Raw genomic sequence first — 19,842 nt, 5'->3', positions numbered from 1 at the left:
ATGTAGAATTTGGTTTTCTTCTTCAAATTTTACAATCTCAAAATATTCAATCAACAGTTCAGGTAAAAATAATTTAAGCAGTTCGGCATCATTTAACATTATACAAAAATATCATTTTTTATTTTCTCCCCAACTTTTGAGACTGATCCCTGATAAATCACTATTAGTGAAACAAGAGACATTGGATTACCAGTGATCAAAAGGAAAATGACCCCAGCCAGCACACCTATTGTTTACTAAAATTTTTTTTGGTATTTCGAACCTAAATTTACTAAAACAATAAAAATCCTAATTTGGATTATTCTGGAATCACAAACAAAAAAAAATGGCTCAATTTGGATTAAATTGGAGCCATTTGTGACCTCGACAGGATTCAAACCTGTAACCTTCTGAGCCGTAATCAGATGCGCTATTCAGTTGCGCCACGAGGCCGTTGTTACCTTGTTGTTTAAGGGTTTGCAAATATAGCACTTTTTTCTTTTCTTTGAAAGATGAAACAGAAAATTTTACTTTTATTTACAGTTATAGCGCTAATCTCCTGTAAAAGAGAACAAAAAATTTCATCTAATGAATGGACTTCTATCTCGAATCACCTTCAATACAAGGAAGCGAGTGAGACTTTAGACTTGAAATCCGGAAATTTTACCTATAATTTTAAGAAAAATCAGGTTCCGTTTAAGAAAATCATCTTATTGAACGCAAGTATGGCGGGATATATTTCTGAATTGGGAGCAGAAAATATGATCATCGGAGTTTCAAGTCCGGAATATATTTACTCAGAGAAAATTCAAAACTTGCTTAAAGAAGGAAAAATTCAGAATGTAGGAAGTGAACAGAAATATGATGTTGAGAAAATCATCTCATTAAAACCTGATGCTATTTTCACCAATCATATCGCAAGTTTTGACAATGCCTATCAACTATTAAAAAACAATGGAATTCAAGTAATCTTCTTAGATGAATACATGGAGCAGAAACCATTGGAAAAAACAGCATATATCAACCTTTTTGGAAAGCTTTTAGGGAAAGATAAAGAAGCGGAAGCAAAATATGGTGAAGTTGAGAAAAATTATAATGAATTAAAGGCGTTAGCATTAAAAGCTACATCAAAACCTGTAGTTCTAGCGAATGAAATGTATGGAGATGTTTGGTATCTTCCTGGAGGTAAAACTTCTGTGGCTAATTTTATTTCTGATGCCAATGCAGAGTATATTTTAAAGAACAATACAGATGAGAAAGCAGTAACCATGAGTTTTGAAGAAGTTTTTTCGAAATCAAAAGGGGTACAGTTTTGGGTAAACGCCGGAAATCATCTTTCTAAGAAAGAATTACTGAGCATCAATTCTTTTTACAGCAAGCTGGATGTTTTCAATAAAGGAAAGATTTATGGGATTATGGGAAGAGAAAAACAAAAAGCTAATGATTTCTTTGAAAGCGGAATTGTAAGATCTGATCTTATTCTTAAAGATTATATTAAAATTTTTCATCCCGAGCTTCTTCCGGATTATCAGCTCACTTATATGAAAGAATTGCAATAACTCAGAGTATTTGCTTATTTTTGTATTTCCTTTTTTTATAGCTATGTGGAAAAAAATCAAGCAGTTTATTTTTATTGTTCTTATACTCAACGTAGTATTTATCATTTGGGGTAGATTCTTCAATCCTCCTATTACAATTACGCAGATTGGTGGTCTATTTGAGTTTGGAAAGCTACACAGAGATTATATCTCGTATGATGAGATGGGGGATAATGTGAAGAGAGCAGTCATTGCGTCAGAGGATCAAAAGTTCTTTATGCATGACGGTTTCGACTATACTGCCATTGAAAAAGCGATGAAAAACAATGAAAAAGGAAAAAAAATAAGAGGAGGGAGTACAATTTCTCAGCAGACAGCAAAAAATATTTTCCTTTGGCAGGGAAGAAGTTGGTTGAGGAAAGGGATGGAAGCCGTTTATACTTTTATCATTGAGAAAGTCTGGAGTAAAGATATTATTCTTGAAAGATATCTTAATTCAATTGAAATGGGGCAAGGTGTTTTCGGGGTGGAAGCAGCTGCACAGTATTATTTTGGAAAGCCATCCAAAGATCTTTCGGCATCTGATGCTGCATGGATTGCTGCTGTTTTACCAAATCCCAAGAAATATGATCCTAAAAATCCTTCTCCTTATTTGAGAAAGAAGCACAATTGGATTATGAGACAAATGAGGAATGTAAGTTTGAAATAGTATCTTTGTACTAATGAAATTTTTCAATTCAAGTACAAATTTTGAATCTGTTCTTAAAAAGTATTTTTCTTTTAAGAATGAAACCCTCTCTTTAGAACCTTTTGCAGAGTTTTTAGAGAGTATAAAAAAAACAGACTTTACGGAGATTCTTAATTTCTTCAAAAGTAATCCGAATTACACTGAAAATTTTAAGTATTACATTCACCATATTTTTGAGGGAAGGCCATTTAATTTATCTTTAACGGAAGCTAACATTCTCTCTGAGAATGCCTTCTTTCCTGAGCTTAAGAAAAGAATTCTAAATAAGATATTACCTCCTGTAGAAAATGAAAAAACGGTTTGGTATCTGGTAGATAATGTAAGTTTAAGACCTAAAACAGATTTAAAATACCTTCACAATCTTCCTGAAAACGAAATCAATGAACTGATTAAAATTCTTGGGGTTGCAGATTTTATTACGAATGCAAAAGTGAAGAAGGAAATGATCTTTGCTATGAGCATTCTTTCTTGGCGTGCTACAGGAATGGCTATGGAAGTGGAAGTCGTAAGAATGGCTCCACAGTACAGAAATTTTGATAATCCCTTTCTGGCTTTGCAAAATGAATTGGAAGGTCTTGCGGAAGATTTGGAGAAAAATTCAGATCTTCAATTACACTCAAAGGACAGCAGATACAAGCAAATTAAAATTTATACTGAACAATGTTTAGAGTTTGTAACTATAGCTTTCAAAAACTCTTCTAAATATGGTATTTCAGGGAAGATCAATCAGTCTCTTCTGAAGATCCGTCAGCAAATGCAAAGGGTGTATGAAATTGTAAACCTGTTGGTGATTGATACAGAAGAAGATATCTTGGTTAAATCTAAACAGTTAATATTTAATGTATTAAGTTATAAATCTCATAAGAATAATATTTCGGAACTTATTAATGACAGTACGAGATTGATTTCACATCTTATTACCAATCATACTGCAGAAACAGGCGCACATTATATTACCTCTTCTAAGAAGGAGTATATGACGATGTTTTATAAAGCGAGTGGTGGAGGGATTATTGTAGGGGCACTTTGTGTCTTGAAAATGCTTTATGGATATATTCCGGGAAGTGATTTTTCACATGCATTTTTATATTCGATGAATTATGCAATGGGATTTGTCATGATTTATTTGATGGGCTTTACATTGGCAACAAAACAGCCGGCGATGACAGCGGCAACGATGACCAAAGTTCTTTCCGAAGAAGGTAATTCTAAAAGCGATAGAACTGAATTTGCACATCTTGTTTCGAAGTTGTTTCGAAGTCAGTTTATTGCATTTGTAGGAAACGTATTGTTGTCGTTCCCAATTGCATTGGCGATTATTTACGGATTAGATGTCTTTTTCTCGCAAAATCTAGCCGTTGACAGGTCCGATAAATTGCTGAAAGATTTAGATCCGTTTCAATCTAAAGCTATTTTACACGCAAGTATTGCTGGTTTTTATCTTTTTATTTCAGGGATTATTTCGGGGAATATCGGGAATAACTCCGTGTTTTTCCAAATACCGGAAAGGATTGCCAAAAATATTTCTATCAGAAGGTTTTTTGGAGCTAAGTTCGCTAAAAGGCTTTCTAAATATTATGCTAAAAATTGGCCCGGAATTGTTTCTAATTTCTGGTTTGGAGTATTCCTTGGAGCAACGGCGCCTGTGGGATTATTCTTCGGATTAGATTTAGATATTCGTCACATTACTTTTGCCGCTGGAAACTTTGCAATCGGACTTTACGGGAAAGATTTTTCTGTAGATTCTTATACTTTTTGGATATCCTTTATTACCGTTTTCCTGATCGGGTTTTTCAACTTTTTGGTAAGTTTCAGTCTATCCATGTTTTTAGCCTTTAGATCAAGAAAATTGAATTTTGGACAGGTAAGTGAAATCTATAAAGAAATATTCAGATATTTTTTCAAACATCCATTAAAGTTTTTCCTTCCCATAAGTTCAGGACTGGATAAAAGGGCAGATGATTTGATGAGTAATACAATGTCTACAAAATCTGAAGATCATTAAATTTTATAATAGCTATTTCATAAAAAATGCTGTAACATTTACAGCATTAGGTGGTTTTTATATTGTTTTATATACATTCACCAGGTTCGAATGGACAAAGGTTCATATTTGTAACCCAACTTGCGCATCCTGGTTTTTCACAGTAAGATAGACAACAGAATCTAACATTTTCTGCTGCACCTTGTACTTGTTTTAGATTTTCTCGACTAAGTTTTTTTAGTGAATTTTTCATAGTAAAGTGATTTATTTGGTTTGTGATCCAAATATAGACATTTAATCTTTACAGTTTTATAAAATCTGAAGATCATTAAATTTTTCTTCACCAAATTTATCCTGAAATTTTTTCAGATAAAAACTTCTGCGCATTTTAAAATCATTCTTCAGTAGAGGAGAGATGATTTTAATGATGATGCATTTATGTTCAATATTGACACTTTTGATTTCACTAAAAAGACTTTCATCAAGATATTCTTCAAGGAAATCTTTGATCTCAAAGGCAACAAGTTTGTCTTCAAAACCATGAATTCTTGCAAATGATTTTACTAATTCTGAGGACAGGTATTCCCGTTTTTTCTTCTTCATGACTAAATTTCAAAAATTATACTTTCCTCATTAATCTTTTTCACAACACTTTCCGTACGTTCTCTATGTGTATCTGTAATGAAAATCTGCCCGAAATTTTCCTGGTTCACTAACTCGATTAATTGAGAAACTCTGTGATCATCAAGCTTATCAAAAATGTCATCTAATAAAAGGATAGGAGTTTTTCCTGTCAGTTCTTTTATAAGACTCATTTGAGCCAATTTTAAAGCAATAAGAAAAGATTTTTGTTGACCTTGTGAACCAATCTTTTTAATCAAAATAGAATCCATATCAAAAAGGAGGTCGTCTTTGTGAATTCCCTTTGAAGTGTAGGTTAGCATTCTGTCTCTCTCAATGTTATTTTTTAATAGATCTCTGAAAACTTTGTCAGGTTGAGCGGAGTCGAAACCATCAAATAAATGAGATTCGTAGATCACGGAAACGGTTTCTTTCCCGCCAGAAATGATGTTGTAAAAATTCTGAACAATAGGATTAAGTTGTGATACAAATTCTTTCCTTTTTTCAAAAATTTTAGTTCCGGATCTGGTAATAGGATCATCATAAATATCGAGAGAATCTTTATCAAAAACTCTGTTTTTAGCGAAATATTTTAACAGTGCATTTCTCTGCTGAATTGTTTTTTGATATTGAATCAGATCAAAAAGATATTCAGAATTCGTCTGAGAAATCATGGAATCCAGAAATTTCCTTCTGCTTTCTCCGGAATCAGAGATCAAATTAGAATCATAAGGAGAGATCATTACACTGGGTAAATAACCAATATGATCGGCCATTCTATCATAGCTTTTATCATTTTTTTTAATGATTTTTTTTGATTCTTTAGGTTGAGATATTTTAATGATATCTTCGCTGTCATCGTTTTGAATTTCAGCATCTATGGTAAAGAAGTCTTCATCTCTTTTGATGTTATTAACGTCTGTATTTCCTAAAAAACTTTTCCCGACAGAAAGATAATGCAAGGCATCCAATATATTTGTTTTTCCCACACCATTATTTCCTACGAAGCAATTAATCTGGGGAGAAAATTCAAATTTCTTCTCAGAATGGTTCTTGAAATTATACAGGGAAAGTTTATTAATAATCATTCGTCAAAAATACTCCAATATTACTAGAAATAAAAAAGGAAGTACCGAACAAGTTTCAACGCCGAAAGAAAAATAAGCATCTTTTCTATTGTTTTCAGCGAAAAAAATAAAAAGATAGGTAACAATACTGGTCAGGAAAAAGGCAAATGAATATTTAAAGTCTAAATAAGAAATGGCTAAAATAGTACTCACAAATACCAATGAATAAGCAATATACTTGGTGTTCTGCACACCAATTAATATGGGGAATGTCTTCACGGTATCACTTTTCATATCCCGAATATCAAAAGGTAAAACCAAGGCAGTAATGAATAAGAAGCTTATTAGAAAAATAGGAATGTTAAATTCATATAAAGTTAGCCAACAATTAACAAGAGCCCAAACTAACCCGACATAAAATACTTTCAGTAAAGGGATTTTTCGGATGTATACTTCAAGAAAAAAACTATTGTAAAGAAGTCCTAAAACAACAATAATAAACCATTTTACCAACCGGATTTCATTATGATTATTGATGATAAGAAAAGCGCAGATAACGCCTGCGACAGCGTTTAGGACAAGGATTTTAAAGAAGTGTTTTGTGCGTTGGTATTTTGTATAAAGATAACCGCTGAAATAAGTAATGAATATCAGGAATACAGAAGGCAAACGGAACGTGTTTTGCTCTAGCATGAAGAATACTGCAAAAAGTGTTCCCATTAGGGAGACATAAAGTTGACTGTCTATAACAGTTTTTTTGAGTATTTTTAATGAATTCATTTATACAAAAATAACATATATGAAAAAATTAGCCAAGATTTTTGTGCTTTTACTTTTAATGCTGAGTCATTCAGTCATTTTCGGTCAGAAATATTATACAGACCAATGGAAAAAAATAGAAGAGAATAGCAAAAAAGGAGCTTACAAATCAAACCTTCCTGTTATTTTAGACATACAAAACCAAGCGATGAAAGAAAATAATACCCTTCAGCTTATCCGTTCCTTAAAAGCTGAATTCAGCATTGTTAATCAGACGAGAGATGATGAAAAAAATGATGCAGCCTCAAAATTTTTTGCTAAACTTCAGCATGCGGATTCAAATTTGAAAGGCGAAGGCAAATTGGTATATAAAGTTTTGCTCAATGGTTTTTTTATGGATTATTATAGTCAAAACTCTTGGAAGATCAATGCAATGACGAATATCAACTCACAAGATATTTCTCAGATTGAAACTTGGAGTAAGCTTGATTTTAAAAATTATATCACTAAAAACTTTCAGGAGCTGGATAAGGAGAAAGCAGAAATGAAAAAAGTTTCTTTATCAGGCTATAAAGAGGCTTTTTCCAATACAAAAGATATTGCTTATTTCCCTACTTTACTGGATTGGTATTCTTTGAGAAAAGTTAATTTCTTATCGGATAACGGACTTTTTACTAAAAATGAACTTACAGAAAATAGAAGACAGATCAATACTATTTTTGATGACTTGATTGCTCAAAATACAGGGAATCCTAAGTTGTATTTCATGCATCAGAAGTTATCAGAGAATTGTAATTACAATCAGTGTAAAGATAAACTGGAACAGCTTCAAAATCTTGTAAAATCTAATGTAGAAGGAGATTATAAGGTATTGGTAATGGAGGAAATCATGACAGAGCTTCATGATAAAAAGAAATCAAAGGAAGCGTTGGCAATTGCTACTCAGGCAAAAAGTCAATATCCCAAATCACCTTTCATTGAAAATATTAAAAACAAAGAGAATGAGATTATCAATCCTTCTTTAAACATTAAATATGAAAATCAGACTCAAGCAAATCTACCTGTTCACATTGCTGTAGAATATAAAAATGTTTCAGATTTTTCCATCAATATCTATGAAGTAAAAGGAGAATACACCTCATTGATGCAGTATGTGAGAAATTCTTATGGAGACTCATACAGTAAGATTAAAAAGACTTTGGTAAGGAAAGATGTTTTTCAATTGTCTGACCCTAAAGATTATCAGGTTCATAAGACTTCGTTGGAGATGAAGCCTTTGCCTTCCGGAGTTTACGTTGCAGAATATTCTGTTGCAGGTTCTAATGCAAAGGATAATGATTCAAGACAGGATTTTTACTTTTTAGTTTCGAATAACAGAATTATTTATCAAACTAAAACCGATAGAAATCAGCTTTCCAATGAACTAAAATTAGTGAACAGTGAAAACGGAAAACCTGTTATTAATGAAAATCTTACGTTTTATGAATTTGTCTCTAATAAAACATTAACAAAAGTTGATGGCAAAACAGATGAGAAGGGAGTATTTAAATTTCCACCCACTACAAATAAGGATTATTACAGAACATTCCTGATTCAACAGCCAAAATCTAATAGCGTCCAGATCATGCAAGTGTATGGAAATGATGGAAGTCCAGCAGAAGATAATCCGAATAAACAAACACGTACAAGAGCTCAGATTTTTACAGACAGAGCGATTTACCGACCTGGGCAAACCGTTTATTTTAAAGTAATTAATTCTAAAATTGATAAAGAAATTGAGTCGGTTTTTTCTGGCTTGAAGCAAAAAATAACGTTGCAGGATACAAATGGACAAGAAGTTACGTCTCAAAACTTCACAACGAATGAATTCGGGTCTTATCATGGAAGTTTCATTCTTCCAAAAGGAAAGCTAAATGGGGTCTTTTATTTAAGAACTGATAATGGAACCGAGGGCTATAAAAATATTCGTGTTGAAGAATACAAGAGACCGAAGTTTGAAGTTACCTTTGATCCTGTAAAGGAAGAATATAAATATGGACAAACCATAGAATTAAAAGGGAAGGCGATGATGTTTTCCGGTGTTGCATTAAGCAATACAACTGTAAATTATGAGATTAAAAAACATAACATCACATGGAGATATTTCGGTTGGTATCCGCAAGGTGATGATAACGAAAATTCAATTCTTGGAGAAGCGAAGACGAATGAAAAAGGAGAATTTGTGATTCGTTTAGATCTTAAAAAAGATGAAAAATTAGATGGTATTCAGATTGATAATTATGAAATTAATGCTTCTGTTACCGATATCAATGGGGAAACCCAGTCTGCCGATACACAGTTGAAAGTAGCTTCGGTTTCACATTATATTAAAGCAGATGAGATTAAAAATGTTTTTGCAGATGAAAATGTAAAACTGAAAGTAGAAACTAAAAATTATAACGAGCAGGATCTTAAGAAATCATATCAGGTTAAGTTATCAAAACTGGAAGTTCCTAATAGAATTTTCAGAGATAATTTCAAATCGGCAGTTCAGGATCTTCCAAAATATTCAAAAGAGGAATTCATTAATAAATTTCCACACGACCTGTTTGATAAAAACGATGAACTAAAAAACTGGAAAACTTCTTCTGTTATTCTGAATGGAACGAAGCGAAGTGAAGAGTCTCTTGATTTAGGAAAACTGGAAGCCGGAGATTATCAATTAGAATTATATAATATTGAAGGGAAAGACACGATAAAATCTTCTCAGAATTTTAGTGTTTGGGATAAGAATTCTTTAAAACCTACTCAAAAAACATTCTTAACCGTTTTAGAACCAAAGAATGAATTTTCAAGAGGAGAGAAGGCGAAGGTTTACGTTTATTCTGCGATTCCTGATGCTTTAGTAAATGTTTTTGTGCAGGACGGTCCAGGAAAAACAATTTCAGAAACTCAGAAATTCAAAAACGGAATTCTTGAATATAGTGTTGATATTCCAAAAGATAAAAATGTAGCAATGTTGAATATTCAGTTTCAGGTTGTGGCATTTAATGATGTTCAGACGCAATCTGTTAATTTAAAAATAAAAGATACAGAGCAGCCATTAAAGATTGAAACGGTGACTTTCAGAGATAAAATAGAACCTAATGCGAAAGAAAAATGGTCGGTGAAAGTGTTAGGAAATGATAAAGAAAAGATCAATGCTGAAGTGTTAGCAAATATGTATGATATGTCTCTGGATCAGTTTGCGGCAAATAGCTTCAATTGGGAGAAATTATATACTTCATATTCAATCGTAACTTCTTATGATATCAGACAATATTTAGAACAGAGAAATTATGAAAAAGGAGTTGGCTATTTAGATGGAGCTAATGTAGACGTACCGCAGTTTAATTGGTTTGATGGGGAGATCTATTATGATAAGAGGGTTTATGGTAGATTAAGAAATGTAGAAGGCGTGAAAAGTGCAGCTTATGCACCTGCACCATCAGTCGCAATGGCAGGGGCAAAAATGAAATCTAAGTCTAAAGAATTAAGTGAAGATAAAATAGAAGTAATTCAAAATGTGCTTCCAGAAGCTGTAAAAGCTCCTAAAGTTGAGACTCCTCCTCCCGGAGAAAATTTAGATAATGTGAAAGTCCGTCAAAATTTAAACGAAACAGCTTTCTTCTATCCCGATCTAAAAACCGATGCACAAGGAAATGTAAACTTTGAGTTCACTTCTCCGGAAGCATTAACAAAATGGAAGCTGATGTTCTTAGCTCACACAAAAGATGCAAGAGCGGCAACATTAGAAAAACAAGTGGTAACGCAGAAAGAATTTTCTGTAACTCCCAATTATCCAAGATTCTTAAGAGAAGGGGATGAATTGAATCTTCAATCAAAACTATCCAACTTAACGACCAAAAAGTTAAATGGTTCAGCAAACCTTCAAATATTAGATGCATTTACCAATGAAGATATTTCTTCAAAATTTGGATTAAATGCAAGCACTCAGAATTTTGATTTAAATGAAAATGGGAACTCAGCATTAACTTGGAAGGTAAAGGTTCCGAACAATGTTTCATCAATCATTTTAAAAGTGGTGGCAAAAGCGGGTACCTATTCTGATGGTGAACAAAAAGCGGTGGCTATTCTTCCAAACAGAATGTTGGTGACGGATGCAGTTCCTGTATTCGTAAAAGAGGGTGAAACGAAAACCTTTGTTTTGGATAACCTTAAAGATGCAAACTCAACAACAATTTCAAACGTTTCAAATACATTGGAATTGACGACGAATCCGATTTGGGAAATTATGTTTGCGCTTCCAAGTTTAAAAAATGATCAAAATAATTCCGCGGATGTGATCTTTAATAAATGGTTTGCAGATGTGTTGGCTTCAGAAATATTCAAGGCTAATCCGAAAATGAAAACGGTGTTTGAAGAATACCAAAGTAAAGGATTGTTAAATTCAAATCTTGAAAAAAATCAGGAGTTAAAGCAATTGTTATTGGAAGAAACGCCTTGGGTATTGGAAAGTAAAAATGAGGGAGAACAGATGCAGAAACTGGCATTACTGTTTGATGCGAATACAATGAAAAACTCGATCAATCAGGATTGGGATGATTTCAAAAAACTACAAAATCCGGATGGAGGTTTCTCTTGGTATCCTGGATATCCAAGTTCGTATGGAACATCTCTGTATATTCTTAAAAACTTAGGAAAGATTAATTTATGGTTGAAAGATAATGTGAAGGACTATCAAAATGCAGAGCAAAACGAATTGGTTGCTAAACTGGTTCAATATCTAGACAATGAGATTGATAAATATTCAGATGTGAAAAAAGAAAACGTTTGGAACAATTGGTCATTAGATTATCTTGATACCAGAAACTATTGGGAAAAACAATATCCTTTAAAAGGAAAAGGAGCCACATTGAAAACTTTAGTAAAACAGAAAGCAAAAACAGCGAAGATCACAGATTTCACTTTCTTCGGATTGCATCGTGCTGCTTTATTAATGAACGATTACGGACTGAAAGAGACTTCAGATAAATTAATGAACCACCTAAAAGAAACGTCTACTGATACAAAAACTCAGGGAGTATATTGGAAGCAGAATTTAAATGATTGGGGTTGGTTTGGTTCTAAAGTGGTAAATCAGGCAGGTGCGTTGGAAGCTTTCAATACATTGAAACCAAACGATCAGAAATTTATTGAAGACATGAAAATCTGGTTGATCACCCAAAAAGAAGTGAATTCTTGGGGAAGCTCAAGAGGCACATCAGAAGTCATTTTTACAATATTAAATTCAGGAAAATCATGGACGACTGCAGAAAGTGATAAAGCAACAATTGTTTGGGGTGGAAAAGAATTACAACCGCAAACTCAGGCAACAGGCTATGTGAAATCTACGGTAAAAACGGATGTTGTAAATAAAAACCTAGGAACGGTGACGGTAACCAAACCAGGGCCTGGAATTGTTCAGGGTGGATTATTCTGGCAGTATTATGAAGATTTAGATAAAATTAAATCATCAGAAAATTATATCTCGATTACCAAAGAGCTGTATAAAAAAGTAAAAACGGTAAACGGAGAAGAGTTACAGAAAATCTCACCGGAGACTCCTTTAAAAGTAGGAGATAAAGTAACGATAAGAATGATTCTGAATACAGACAGACCAATGGAATTTATTCATATCAAAGACATGCGTGCTGCAGGATTTGAGCCTGTAAATGTACTGTCAGGTTATCAATGGAAAAACAATTTGGGTTATTATCAATCTACCAAAGATGCTTCCACCAACTTCTATATTCAGTATATGCCGAAAGGGAAATTTGTATTTGAATATGATTATGTAGCGAATGCTTCGGGTAAATTCTCCAACGGAATCACAACGATGCAAAACTTTTATGCTCCTCAGATGAATGCACATATAAAAGGTTCAAACGTTCAGATTTCGGAATAATTTTTGGGTGTAATAGAATAAATAAACAAAAATGAGAAAAATGAAATATTTAAAAACGTTAATTACAGGATTAGTGCTTTTGGTAGGAGTAACTGCTTTTGCGCAAAAGAAAACGGAAAAATATGAAAAGCTTGATATAGGAATGTTCCCAAAAGCTAAAGAGGGCTATAAGCAAGTTTACATTCAGGTACCGACAGATAAAAATGAAGATGATTTAAAGGTTGAATTTTTTGTAGGGATCGAAGCAATGGTAGATTGTAATCGTCATTCTTTAGGAGGAAGTGTTAAGTCTAAAGATTTAGAAGGTTGGGGATATTCTTATTATGAAGTAGAGTATAGCGGGCAGATGATATCAACCAAGATGGGATGTGGTAATCAAAAAGCTACAAAGAAATTTGTTTCTTTTCAACCCGAGATAGCGAGATATAATAGCAAATTACCTATGATATTCTATGTTCCAAAAGATATGGAAGTGCGATATAGAATTTTGCGCCCAGATGGCAATATGAAGAAAGCCGTTCAGAAATAATATACATTTAATATTCATACTAAACTCCTCGCAATTTGTGGGGAGTTTTTAGTTTCAGAACACAACCCATTAAAAATCTGCTTAATCTGCAAAATCCGCGAGATCAATATAAATTGAGACCTATCAGATAAAAATCTAAAGCACAAAAAAAATATTATGCATGACAGATAAATATTCACCAAAAAATCAATACTAGTAAGGCTTTGGAATAGTTTTTGGCTATAAGCAAATAGAAAAAATATTAAAATAAAACGAAATGAAATTTTCAAAAACAGTAATGACAGGCTTGGTGATGTTGATAGGTGTAAATGCTTTTGCACAAAAGAAAGCTGACAAATTTGAAAAACTACAGATTGAAATGTTCCCCAAAGCAAAAGAGGGATATAAGCAAGTATACATTCAGCTTCCGATTGCTAAAAACGAAAACGATTTAAAAGTAGAGTTTTTTGTAGGAACAGAAAAAATGATGGATTGTAACAACCAGTTTTTAATGGGAAATGTAAAATCTCAAGACCTTCAGGGTTGGGGCTACAACTATTATGATGTAGAATCTAAAGGAGAAGTGGCAAGTACATTAATGGGGTGTCCGGATCAGAAAAAGACCAAAAAATTTGTCTACATTCAGCCTGAGATCGTAAGATACAACAGTAAATTACCGTTGGTATTTTATGTCCCGAAAGACTTGGAGGTTCACTACAGAATTTTACGTCCTGATGCTACGATGAAGAAAGCCGTTCAAAAATAGTCTTGAACAATTTACATATAAACTCCTCACATTTCCGTGGGGAGTTTTGTTTTATAAACCATAAAAAATCTGCGTCATCTCCAAAATCCGCGAGAGAAAAGCATTGGTTTCATTACCCATTACCCATTTTTAGAACCCATTTCCAGCGATCCACTTTATCACACTCAAACGCTCAATACTCAATACTCAATACTCAAACGCTCAAACACTCCAACCCTTCCACTTTTTTTTATTTTTAAGAGCTGTTTCCAGCTTTCCGCTATATCTTTTTTGTTACGACCTCCGCTTCGCTCCGGCCGCAACAAAAAAGGATGTCACTCCAATCTGGGCTAGGGCCTTCGTCATCATTACAAATTCTGTCGTTGTGATGAGCAAAGTGAAGAAGCAATAACAATAGTAAGCATCACATTTTTACCACAACGCCTCTCGTCTTAGAAGGATATAAATGGCTTAAATAAACCATTTATAAAACTGTCAAAAGAGATTACTTCACCTTCGGTTCGTAGTGACATTACCCACACAATTATAAAATTTTCAATTAAAACAAAAATTAAATTTCAGTTAAACGATTCTTCTAAAACTACTATGAATAAAGGATTTGTATTAAACGTAATTTAAACTTTTTTTAAACTCACTATTTAGTGAGTGTTTTAGGGGTGTATAAGACATTTTTGCATTATATTTGTTGTAAACATGAACCATGAAAAGCAATTTATTGATTTTTACGCTCGGTTTTTTTCTCCTTCCAACTGTTGGTTGGGCACAATCTGCGCCCGAGTTTAAAGAACTTTTAGACAGTGCGATGGTTCGGGATTCGGATCTTAAAATGCAGATTACTCAAAATAAACTGACCGATCTTGACGAGCATAAACTTAAAGATATCTTTCTTCCAACACTGGAAGTCAGCGGACAAGTTGGCTACATTAATGCTACAGCTCGCCTTACCTCTCCGGAAATTAATCTCGCTCCTTTTATTCGTATTCCGGAAGGAAGTTTTAATAATAATTTAAATATATCCGGTTTCTCAGGAATTGCAAAAACAGAGGCAAAAATGCTTTTGTATTCAGGAGGTAAAGTGAAATATTTAAAGAAGGCAATTGAAGAGAAAAAAATGTCTGAAGATATTTTATTAGAGAAAACCAAAGATGAAGTGGTGGCGACTATTTCCAAAGCATATGATCAGTTGGCATTAGTTCATCAGTCTAAAAGAGTGTTGGATGAAAGTAAAAAAAGATTGGATATCAATCGTAAAACAGCAGACAAAGCATTAGGATATGGACTGATTACTCCTTATGATCATAAGAAAATAGAACTGGCTCAGGCAACATTGGATGCTAAAGTAGTGGAATATGAAGGGAAGAAAGAATTGCTTCTTACTCAATTGTTCATCTTAACAGGAATTCAAAAAGAACGCCTGAGAATGATAGAACCTGTTCTTTCTCAGGTTGAGTTGCTAAACCCCGAAAACGGAATTGAAAAAAGAGCAGAAGTGCGTGCCTTAGAACATGGAATTGTTGCTGCAGATTATAAAATAAAAGCCGAAAGAACCTGGATGATTCCAAAGGTTCAGTTGATGGCTTCTGCTTATTATATCGGGTTGTATGGGAGCAGGATCAAAACTTCCGAAAATGTAATTCCTGCCGTTCCTGCAATTGGTTATGAAGGAGCGAAATTAGATTGGCGACCCACCAATATCAATATTCTTCCTTTGTTTACGGCAGGGGTTGGATTTAAATGGGAGATTTTCGATGGAAGAGAAGGGAAACACGCCGAAGAAACTGCCCGAATTGGGAAAGAAGTTCTCTTGAATAAAAAAGAAGATGCACTTAAAAAACTGACGTTGAATTTAGCCAACAATCAAACCAATTATGATATTGCAACTGCACAGATTGCTCTGAAAAGTAAGCAGAAAGAATTGGCAAAAAATGCATTGGTTCAGGCTGAAAAAGAATTCAGATACGGAATCAGCAAATCATCTCAACTCATAGAAGCTGAAAGTGATCTTGAAGCTGCTGAACTAGAATATCAAAATACGATCTTCAACCAGAGAAGAGCAGGAATAGAATTGATGAGGTCTACTCAGGAATTGGATATTACCAGACTTTATTAACCCCTTAATAGTAAAATGATGCAAAAAAATATATCTCTCTTATTTGTAATTCTGTTTTTATTGGGAAGCTGTGATACAAAAAAAGAAAACCTCAATGATTCTGAAGGCAAAACCAAAAAAGATGTGATCTCTTTTGTTCCGAAAGTAACTGGAAGAATTGTGAAAATATACGTTACTGAAGGTCAAACCGTAAAGAAAGGGGATACCTTGGCTTTACTGGATATTCCTGAAGTTTCTGCTAAAATTGCTCAGGCTCAAGGTGCTGTAAGTGCGGCAACAGCTCAGGAGCAAATGGCTAAAAATGGAGCTACGGCAGACCAGATGAAACAACTACAGGCTAAATATAAAGGGTTAAAAGAGCAATATGATTTTGCCCAGAAATCTTTTAAAAGAGCTTCCAATATGTATCGTGACAGTTTAATGTCTCCACAGGCTTATGATGAGGTATATGCTAAAATGCAGGGCGCAAAAGCACAATATGATGCTGTAGTTGCGGAATTGGATGATGTAAAAAGAGGAACCCGTTTCGAAAAAGTAGAAATGGCCGCCGGACAGGCTTCACAGGCAAAAGGGGCTTTGCAGGAAGCTAATGTTGCTTATTCTGAAAGATACATCATTGCTACCAACGATATGGAAATTGAAACGATTAGTTTGAATGCAGGAGAATTGGCAACGGCTGGTTTTGCATTATTCAACGGGTATATTCCTGAAAGTACGTATTTCAGATTTACCGTTCCCGAAAGTAAAATTGCAAAATATAAAAAAGGGCAGGCTGTGAATATGCAGGTTGTTTACAATAAAGAAAATGTAGAAGGAACCATTATTTACATCAAGCAGCTGACAAGATATGCAGATATTACAACGGCTTACCCCGATTATCAATTGCAGGACGCGATCTACGAAATAAAAGTGAAGCCAAAGGATATGAATAAAGCTAAAAATATTCTGGTGAATGCTAATGTTATCCTGAAATAATTATGAAAGAATTTTTCCGACTTTTAAAACGAGAATTCAAGCTGTTTATCGGCAATTCGACATTAAGAACCGTTTTCTTTCTGGCGCCGGTTTTCTATGCCACATTATTGGGTTTCGTATACAAAAGCGGAAAAGTTGAAAATACACCTGTATTGGTGATTGATAGAGATAATACGCCATTATCAAACCAACTAACAGAAATGCTGGAAGACAATAAAAGCATTAAAGTCATCCGATATTTACAGGAGCCGTTCAGTATTAAAGATGAAGTCATCAAATATGAAGCTGCTGCAGTAGTCATCATTCCCTCAAAATTTGAAGGCAATATGCTGCAGAAAAAATATCCTGAAGTCAATATTTACATTAACACAGGAAACGTTTTAACGGCCAATTTTGCGACCAAAGGACTTCAGTTGACCATTGGGACATTCTCAGCAGGAGTTGCCATGAAAGCTCTTCAAAAAGCGGGAATGCCTGCTTCAAAAGCAGCAACGCAATACGAACCTTTTAAAGCTAATTATATTACTCTTTTCAATACCACCAGTAATTATTTGATCTTCATGTGGCCGGCCATGTTGGCGGTGGTTTTACAGCAGGTTATTTTATTGGCAATGGCGGTAAGTTTTGCAGCTGAATTTCAGGGTGGATCTTTCGTTAAAGAATACTTTAAAATGAGAAAATGGGCGTTCCCAACGATGTTGATTAAAGTACTTCCGATCTGGGTGTTTTCAATTCTTATTGTCGGTATTTATTATTTCATGCACATGATTTTCAGGGTCCCGATGCCGGAAGGAATATTCAATTTTATAATGCTGACCGCTGTTTTTGTAGGTTCAGCTTCATTTTTAGGAGTTTTGATCAGTATTTTAATTCCTGATGCGTTGAAAGCAACTCAAATCCTTATGGTTATTGCATCTCCGGCGTTTATCATAAGTGGATTTACATGGCCATTGAGCGCGATGCCTACTTTTGTTCAGTTCCTTGCGAATATTATTCCTTTAACCCCTTTTTTACAGGCTTTTAAAATTTTACTCATTCAAAAAGGCTCTGTGGAGCTTACTTATCCTTATTTAAACCATCTATTGGTTCTTCTGATTGTCTATGCTATTTTAGGCTGGATTGCCCTTAAAATTAAATTATGGTTAACATTCAGATATGTAAAACCGGAAGTAGAAAATAAAGAGGGTTTTGCTGAAGATTTTGAGCAATAATTTATTGTAGAGAAAACTTAAATTTTATCGATTTAATATTCATTATCAATTGTTTATGGTGGATGTTGCTTTGGCTGTTATTTCTTATTGAACAGTTGCTTGATTCCTTTTTTCAAATGCATGTAAAATGAGAAAAAAAACTGATATATTTGTTTTTTAACAATTAGAGAAAGATGGAAAACGTATTTGACGTAAAAGATGCTCAAAATTACATTGATAGAATAAATAAGTTGATTGAGGATACTCATGGTTTGTGGGGTAAGATGACGGTAGATCAAATGTTGGCACACTGTTGTATCACATACGAAATGGTGTATGAACCTGAAAAGCACAAGAAACCGGGATCAATTGCGAAATTTATTTTAAAAAGATTTGTAAAGCCTAAAGTGGTTGGTGACAAGGCATATCCAAGAGATTCGCCTACCTCTCCACAGTTTTTGGTAACAGGAAGAAAGAACTTTGATGAAGAAAAGAAAAGACTAATTGGCTTTATTCAAAAAACACAGCAATTAGGATCTTCAGCTTTTGATGGAAAAGAATCTTTCTCTTTCGGAAAATTAAATTCTGACGAATGGAATAATATGTTTGCTAAACATTTGAACCACCATTTGTCGCAATTCGGAGTTTAATCGTATGAAGAAATATTTGCTGTTTTTATTATTTGCTTCTACAATTATTTTCGGACAGGCTAAAGAATTTCCTTTAAAAAATGAAGATTTTAGTCAGATTGTTTTAAATAAACAAATATATTTTGAGGGGGAAATATCAAAAGATAGCCCTTTTAAATTAAAGTTTGAAAATATTGTTAAAAATCCATATAAACCTAATATGTATTTTGTTTCCGGACTCACTGAAGTAGAAGGTAATCAGGCAAAGTTTTTAGGGGAAATTATTTTCACTGAAAAATATGATGTAAGGGATAGCCCTGACAAGATGCTAGTTTTTGGAGATTTTAATTTGATTGAAAATAAATCAGGAGAGCATTCTGGTATATTTAAAGGTAAATTTAGAATGCAGATCAATAAAGATTTAAAACCATTAAATGAAAATTTTTCAACAATCACTTTTAAAGGAAAATGGAAAAATTACATTGGAAATTTAGATTTTGACGTTTGGTGGGCAAACTATACTCCTACAAATATTTCTAAAATAATATTTAAATAAAACTCAAATACACACATGAAAAAACTTTTATTACTCCTCATTCTGGTTTCCAATTTTGCATTGGCACAAATGCCCAATATTTCAAACGTTTGGTTGAATAATAGCAAACCTTATACAGGAACTATTGGTGATAAGAAGCAGGAAATTAAACTGAAGATCAATACTTCAGAACAGAACAATAAAAATGATCAGGAATATTTTGTTTCGGGATATTCTCTGGTAGATAAAACCTATGCAAAGCTTGAAGGAAGCCTAAAGATTACCAAATACAAAGACGGTAAGAAAAAAAGTACCATGTATGGTGAATATGAGTTTGCTGAAGAAAACAAAGGGAAACATTCCGGAGTTTTCAAAGGTAAATTTGTGTATACTTTCAAATGGAATAAAACAACTGAAAAGATCGAAGCTCAAGACATTGAGTTCGTTGGCGATTGGAAAAGCTATGACGGAACATTAGATTTTAAGACCCGTTTACAAAATCACTAA

The 19,842-nt window shown here is 33.6% G+C and carries 16 protein-coding genes and 1 tRNA gene; 12 read left to right on the top strand and 5 right to left on the bottom strand.

Annotated elements, in window-relative coordinates; genetic code table 11:
- Positions 1–358: 358 nt before the first annotated feature.
- Positions 359–432: transfer RNA gene (locus tag BUB80_RS11630), tRNA-Arg, on the bottom strand.
- A gap of 59 nt (positions 433–491) precedes the next feature.
- Here BUB80_RS11630 and BUB80_RS11625 point away from each other — a divergent pair.
- The 3 genes from BUB80_RS11625 to BUB80_RS11615 are packed head-to-tail and all read left to right on the top strand — an operon-like array spanning position 492 to position 4,270.
- Positions 492–1,538 carry an ABC transporter substrate-binding protein gene (locus BUB80_RS11625; protein WP_073293087.1) on the top strand — a complete coding sequence of 349 codons (1,047 nt, stop codon included), beginning with the start codon at positions 492–494 and terminating at the stop codon, positions 1,536–1,538.
- 43 nt (positions 1,539–1,581) lie between these two features.
- Positions 1,582–2,226: a monofunctional biosynthetic peptidoglycan transglycosylase gene (mtgA, locus tag BUB80_RS11620; RefSeq protein ID WP_073293086.1), complete on the top strand. Its 645-nt coding sequence runs from the start codon at positions 1,582–1,584 to the stop codon at positions 2,224–2,226.
- 13 nt (positions 2,227–2,239) lie between these two features.
- Positions 2,240–4,270, top strand: a complete 2,031-nt coding sequence (locus BUB80_RS11615) for a recombinase (RefSeq protein WP_073293085.1) — start codon at positions 2,240–2,242, stop codon at positions 4,268–4,270.
- Positions 4,271–4,337: 67 nt separating this feature from the next.
- On the opposite strand, the gene BUB80_RS24125 is transcribed toward BUB80_RS11615, so the two are convergent.
- The 4 genes from BUB80_RS24125 to BUB80_RS11600 are packed head-to-tail and all read right to left on the bottom strand — an operon-like array spanning position 4,338 to position 6,717.
- A complete protein-coding gene (locus tag BUB80_RS24125; RefSeq protein ID WP_449384804.1) occupies positions 4,338–4,502 on the bottom strand; it encodes a bacteriocin-like protein in 165 nt (54 codons plus the stop codon).
- Between the two features lie 56 nt (positions 4,503–4,558).
- Positions 4,559–4,852 (bottom strand): hypothetical protein, encoded by a 294-nt coding sequence (locus BUB80_RS11610; protein WP_073293084.1) that lies wholly within the window; start codon positions 4,850–4,852, stop codon positions 4,559–4,561.
- A gap of 2 nt (positions 4,853–4,854) precedes the next feature.
- Positions 4,855–5,958, bottom strand: coding sequence for a DNA replication/repair protein RecF (recF, locus tag BUB80_RS11605; RefSeq protein WP_073293083.1), 1,104 nt, complete (start codon positions 5,956–5,958; stop codon positions 4,855–4,857).
- A 3-nt stretch (positions 5,959–5,961) separates the two neighbouring features.
- Positions 5,962–6,717, bottom strand: a complete 756-nt coding sequence (locus BUB80_RS11600; RefSeq protein ID WP_073293082.1) for a UbiA prenyltransferase family protein — start codon at positions 6,715–6,717, stop codon at positions 5,962–5,964.
- A 19-nt stretch (positions 6,718–6,736) separates the two neighbouring features.
- Here BUB80_RS11600 and BUB80_RS11595 point away from each other — a divergent pair, with 19 nt between their 5' ends.
- The 9 genes from BUB80_RS11595 (at position 6,737) to BUB80_RS11555 (ending at position 19,842) form a co-directional block, all read left to right on the top strand.
- Complete coding sequence (locus BUB80_RS11595) at positions 6,737–12,622, top strand: alpha-2-macroglobulin family protein (RefSeq protein WP_073293081.1); 5,886 nt, start codon at positions 6,737–6,739, stop codon at positions 12,620–12,622.
- A gap of 31 nt (positions 12,623–12,653) precedes the next feature.
- Positions 12,654–13,151 carry a serine protease inhibitor ecotin gene (gene eco, locus BUB80_RS11590; RefSeq protein ID WP_228433785.1) on the top strand — a complete coding sequence of 166 codons (498 nt, stop codon included), beginning with the start codon at positions 12,654–12,656 and terminating at the stop codon, positions 13,149–13,151.
- A 256-nt stretch (positions 13,152–13,407) separates the two neighbouring features.
- On the top strand, positions 13,408–13,896 hold the full coding sequence (gene eco / locus BUB80_RS11585; protein ID WP_083547146.1) for a serine protease inhibitor ecotin: 489 nt from the start codon (positions 13,408–13,410) through the stop codon (positions 13,894–13,896).
- A 700-nt stretch (positions 13,897–14,596) separates the two neighbouring features.
- Complete coding sequence (locus BUB80_RS11580) at positions 14,597–16,006, top strand: TolC family protein (RefSeq protein ID WP_073293080.1); 1,410 nt, start codon at positions 14,597–14,599, stop codon at positions 16,004–16,006.
- An 18-nt stretch (positions 16,007–16,024) separates the two neighbouring features.
- Positions 16,025–16,981 (top strand): HlyD family secretion protein, encoded by a 957-nt coding sequence (locus tag BUB80_RS11575; protein ID WP_073293079.1) that lies wholly within the window; start codon positions 16,025–16,027, stop codon positions 16,979–16,981.
- 2 nt (positions 16,982–16,983) lie between these two features.
- Positions 16,984–18,192 carry an ABC transporter permease gene (locus tag BUB80_RS11570; RefSeq protein ID WP_073293078.1) on the top strand — a complete coding sequence of 403 codons (1,209 nt, stop codon included), beginning with the start codon at positions 16,984–16,986 and terminating at the stop codon, positions 18,190–18,192.
- A gap of 173 nt (positions 18,193–18,365) precedes the next feature.
- Positions 18,366–18,821 (top strand): DUF1569 domain-containing protein, encoded by a 456-nt coding sequence (locus BUB80_RS11565; RefSeq protein ID WP_054509663.1) that lies wholly within the window; start codon positions 18,366–18,368, stop codon positions 18,819–18,821.
- 4 nt (positions 18,822–18,825) lie between these two features.
- Positions 18,826–19,356: a hypothetical protein gene (locus BUB80_RS11560; protein WP_073293077.1), complete on the top strand. Its 531-nt coding sequence runs from the start codon at positions 18,826–18,828 to the stop codon at positions 19,354–19,356.
- 15 nt (positions 19,357–19,371) lie between these two features.
- Positions 19,372–19,842, top strand: a complete 471-nt coding sequence (locus tag BUB80_RS11555) for a hypothetical protein (RefSeq protein WP_073293076.1) — start codon at positions 19,372–19,374, stop codon at positions 19,840–19,842.

It is taken from the genome of Chryseobacterium polytrichastri (genome assembly GCF_900142445.1).
Lineage (GTDB): Bacteria > Bacteroidota > Bacteroidia > Flavobacteriales > Weeksellaceae > Chryseobacterium > Chryseobacterium polytrichastri.
The sequence above is the reverse complement of the archived record's forward strand: the minus strand, read 5'-3'. Positions and strand labels throughout refer to the sequence as shown.

Excerpts from the sequence above, each read along its gene's own strand:
- BUB80_RS11625 (WP_073293087.1), top strand. The coding sequence starts at position 492 with ATGAAACAGAAAATTTTACTTTTATTTACAGTTATAGCGCTAATCTCC.
- mtgA (WP_073293086.1), top strand. The coding sequence starts at position 1,582 with ATGTGGAAAAAAATCAAGCAGTTTATTTTTATTGTTCTTATACTCAAC.
- BUB80_RS11615 (WP_073293085.1), top strand. The coding sequence starts at position 2,240 with ATGAAATTTTTCAATTCAAGTACAAATTTTGAATCTGTTCTTAAAAAG.
- BUB80_RS24125 (WP_449384804.1), bottom strand. The coding sequence starts at position 4,502 with ATGAAAAATTCACTAAAAAAACTTAGTCGAGAAAATCTAAAACAAGTA.
- BUB80_RS11610 (WP_073293084.1), bottom strand. The coding sequence starts at position 4,852 with ATGAAGAAGAAAAAACGGGAATACCTGTCCTCAGAATTAGTAAAATCA.
- recF (WP_073293083.1), bottom strand. The coding sequence starts at position 5,958 with ATGATTATTAATAAACTTTCCCTGTATAATTTCAAGAACCATTCTGAG.
- BUB80_RS11600 (WP_073293082.1), bottom strand. The coding sequence starts at position 6,717 with ATGAATTCATTAAAAATACTCAAAAAAACTGTTATAGACAGTCAACTT.
- BUB80_RS11595 (WP_073293081.1), top strand. The coding sequence starts at position 6,737 with ATGAAAAAATTAGCCAAGATTTTTGTGCTTTTACTTTTAATGCTGAGT.
- eco (WP_228433785.1), top strand. The coding sequence starts at position 12,654 with ATGAGAAAAATGAAATATTTAAAAACGTTAATTACAGGATTAGTGCTT.
- eco (WP_083547146.1), top strand. The coding sequence starts at position 13,408 with ATGAAATTTTCAAAAACAGTAATGACAGGCTTGGTGATGTTGATAGGT.
- BUB80_RS11580 (WP_073293080.1), top strand. The coding sequence starts at position 14,597 with ATGAAAAGCAATTTATTGATTTTTACGCTCGGTTTTTTTCTCCTTCCA.
- BUB80_RS11575 (WP_073293079.1), top strand. The coding sequence starts at position 16,025 with ATGCAAAAAAATATATCTCTCTTATTTGTAATTCTGTTTTTATTGGGA.
- BUB80_RS11570 (WP_073293078.1), top strand. The coding sequence starts at position 16,984 with ATGAAAGAATTTTTCCGACTTTTAAAACGAGAATTCAAGCTGTTTATC.
- BUB80_RS11565 (WP_054509663.1), top strand. The coding sequence starts at position 18,366 with ATGGAAAACGTATTTGACGTAAAAGATGCTCAAAATTACATTGATAGA.
- BUB80_RS11560 (WP_073293077.1), top strand. The coding sequence starts at position 18,826 with ATGAAGAAATATTTGCTGTTTTTATTATTTGCTTCTACAATTATTTTC.
- BUB80_RS11555 (WP_073293076.1), top strand. The coding sequence starts at position 19,372 with ATGAAAAAACTTTTATTACTCCTCATTCTGGTTTCCAATTTTGCATTG.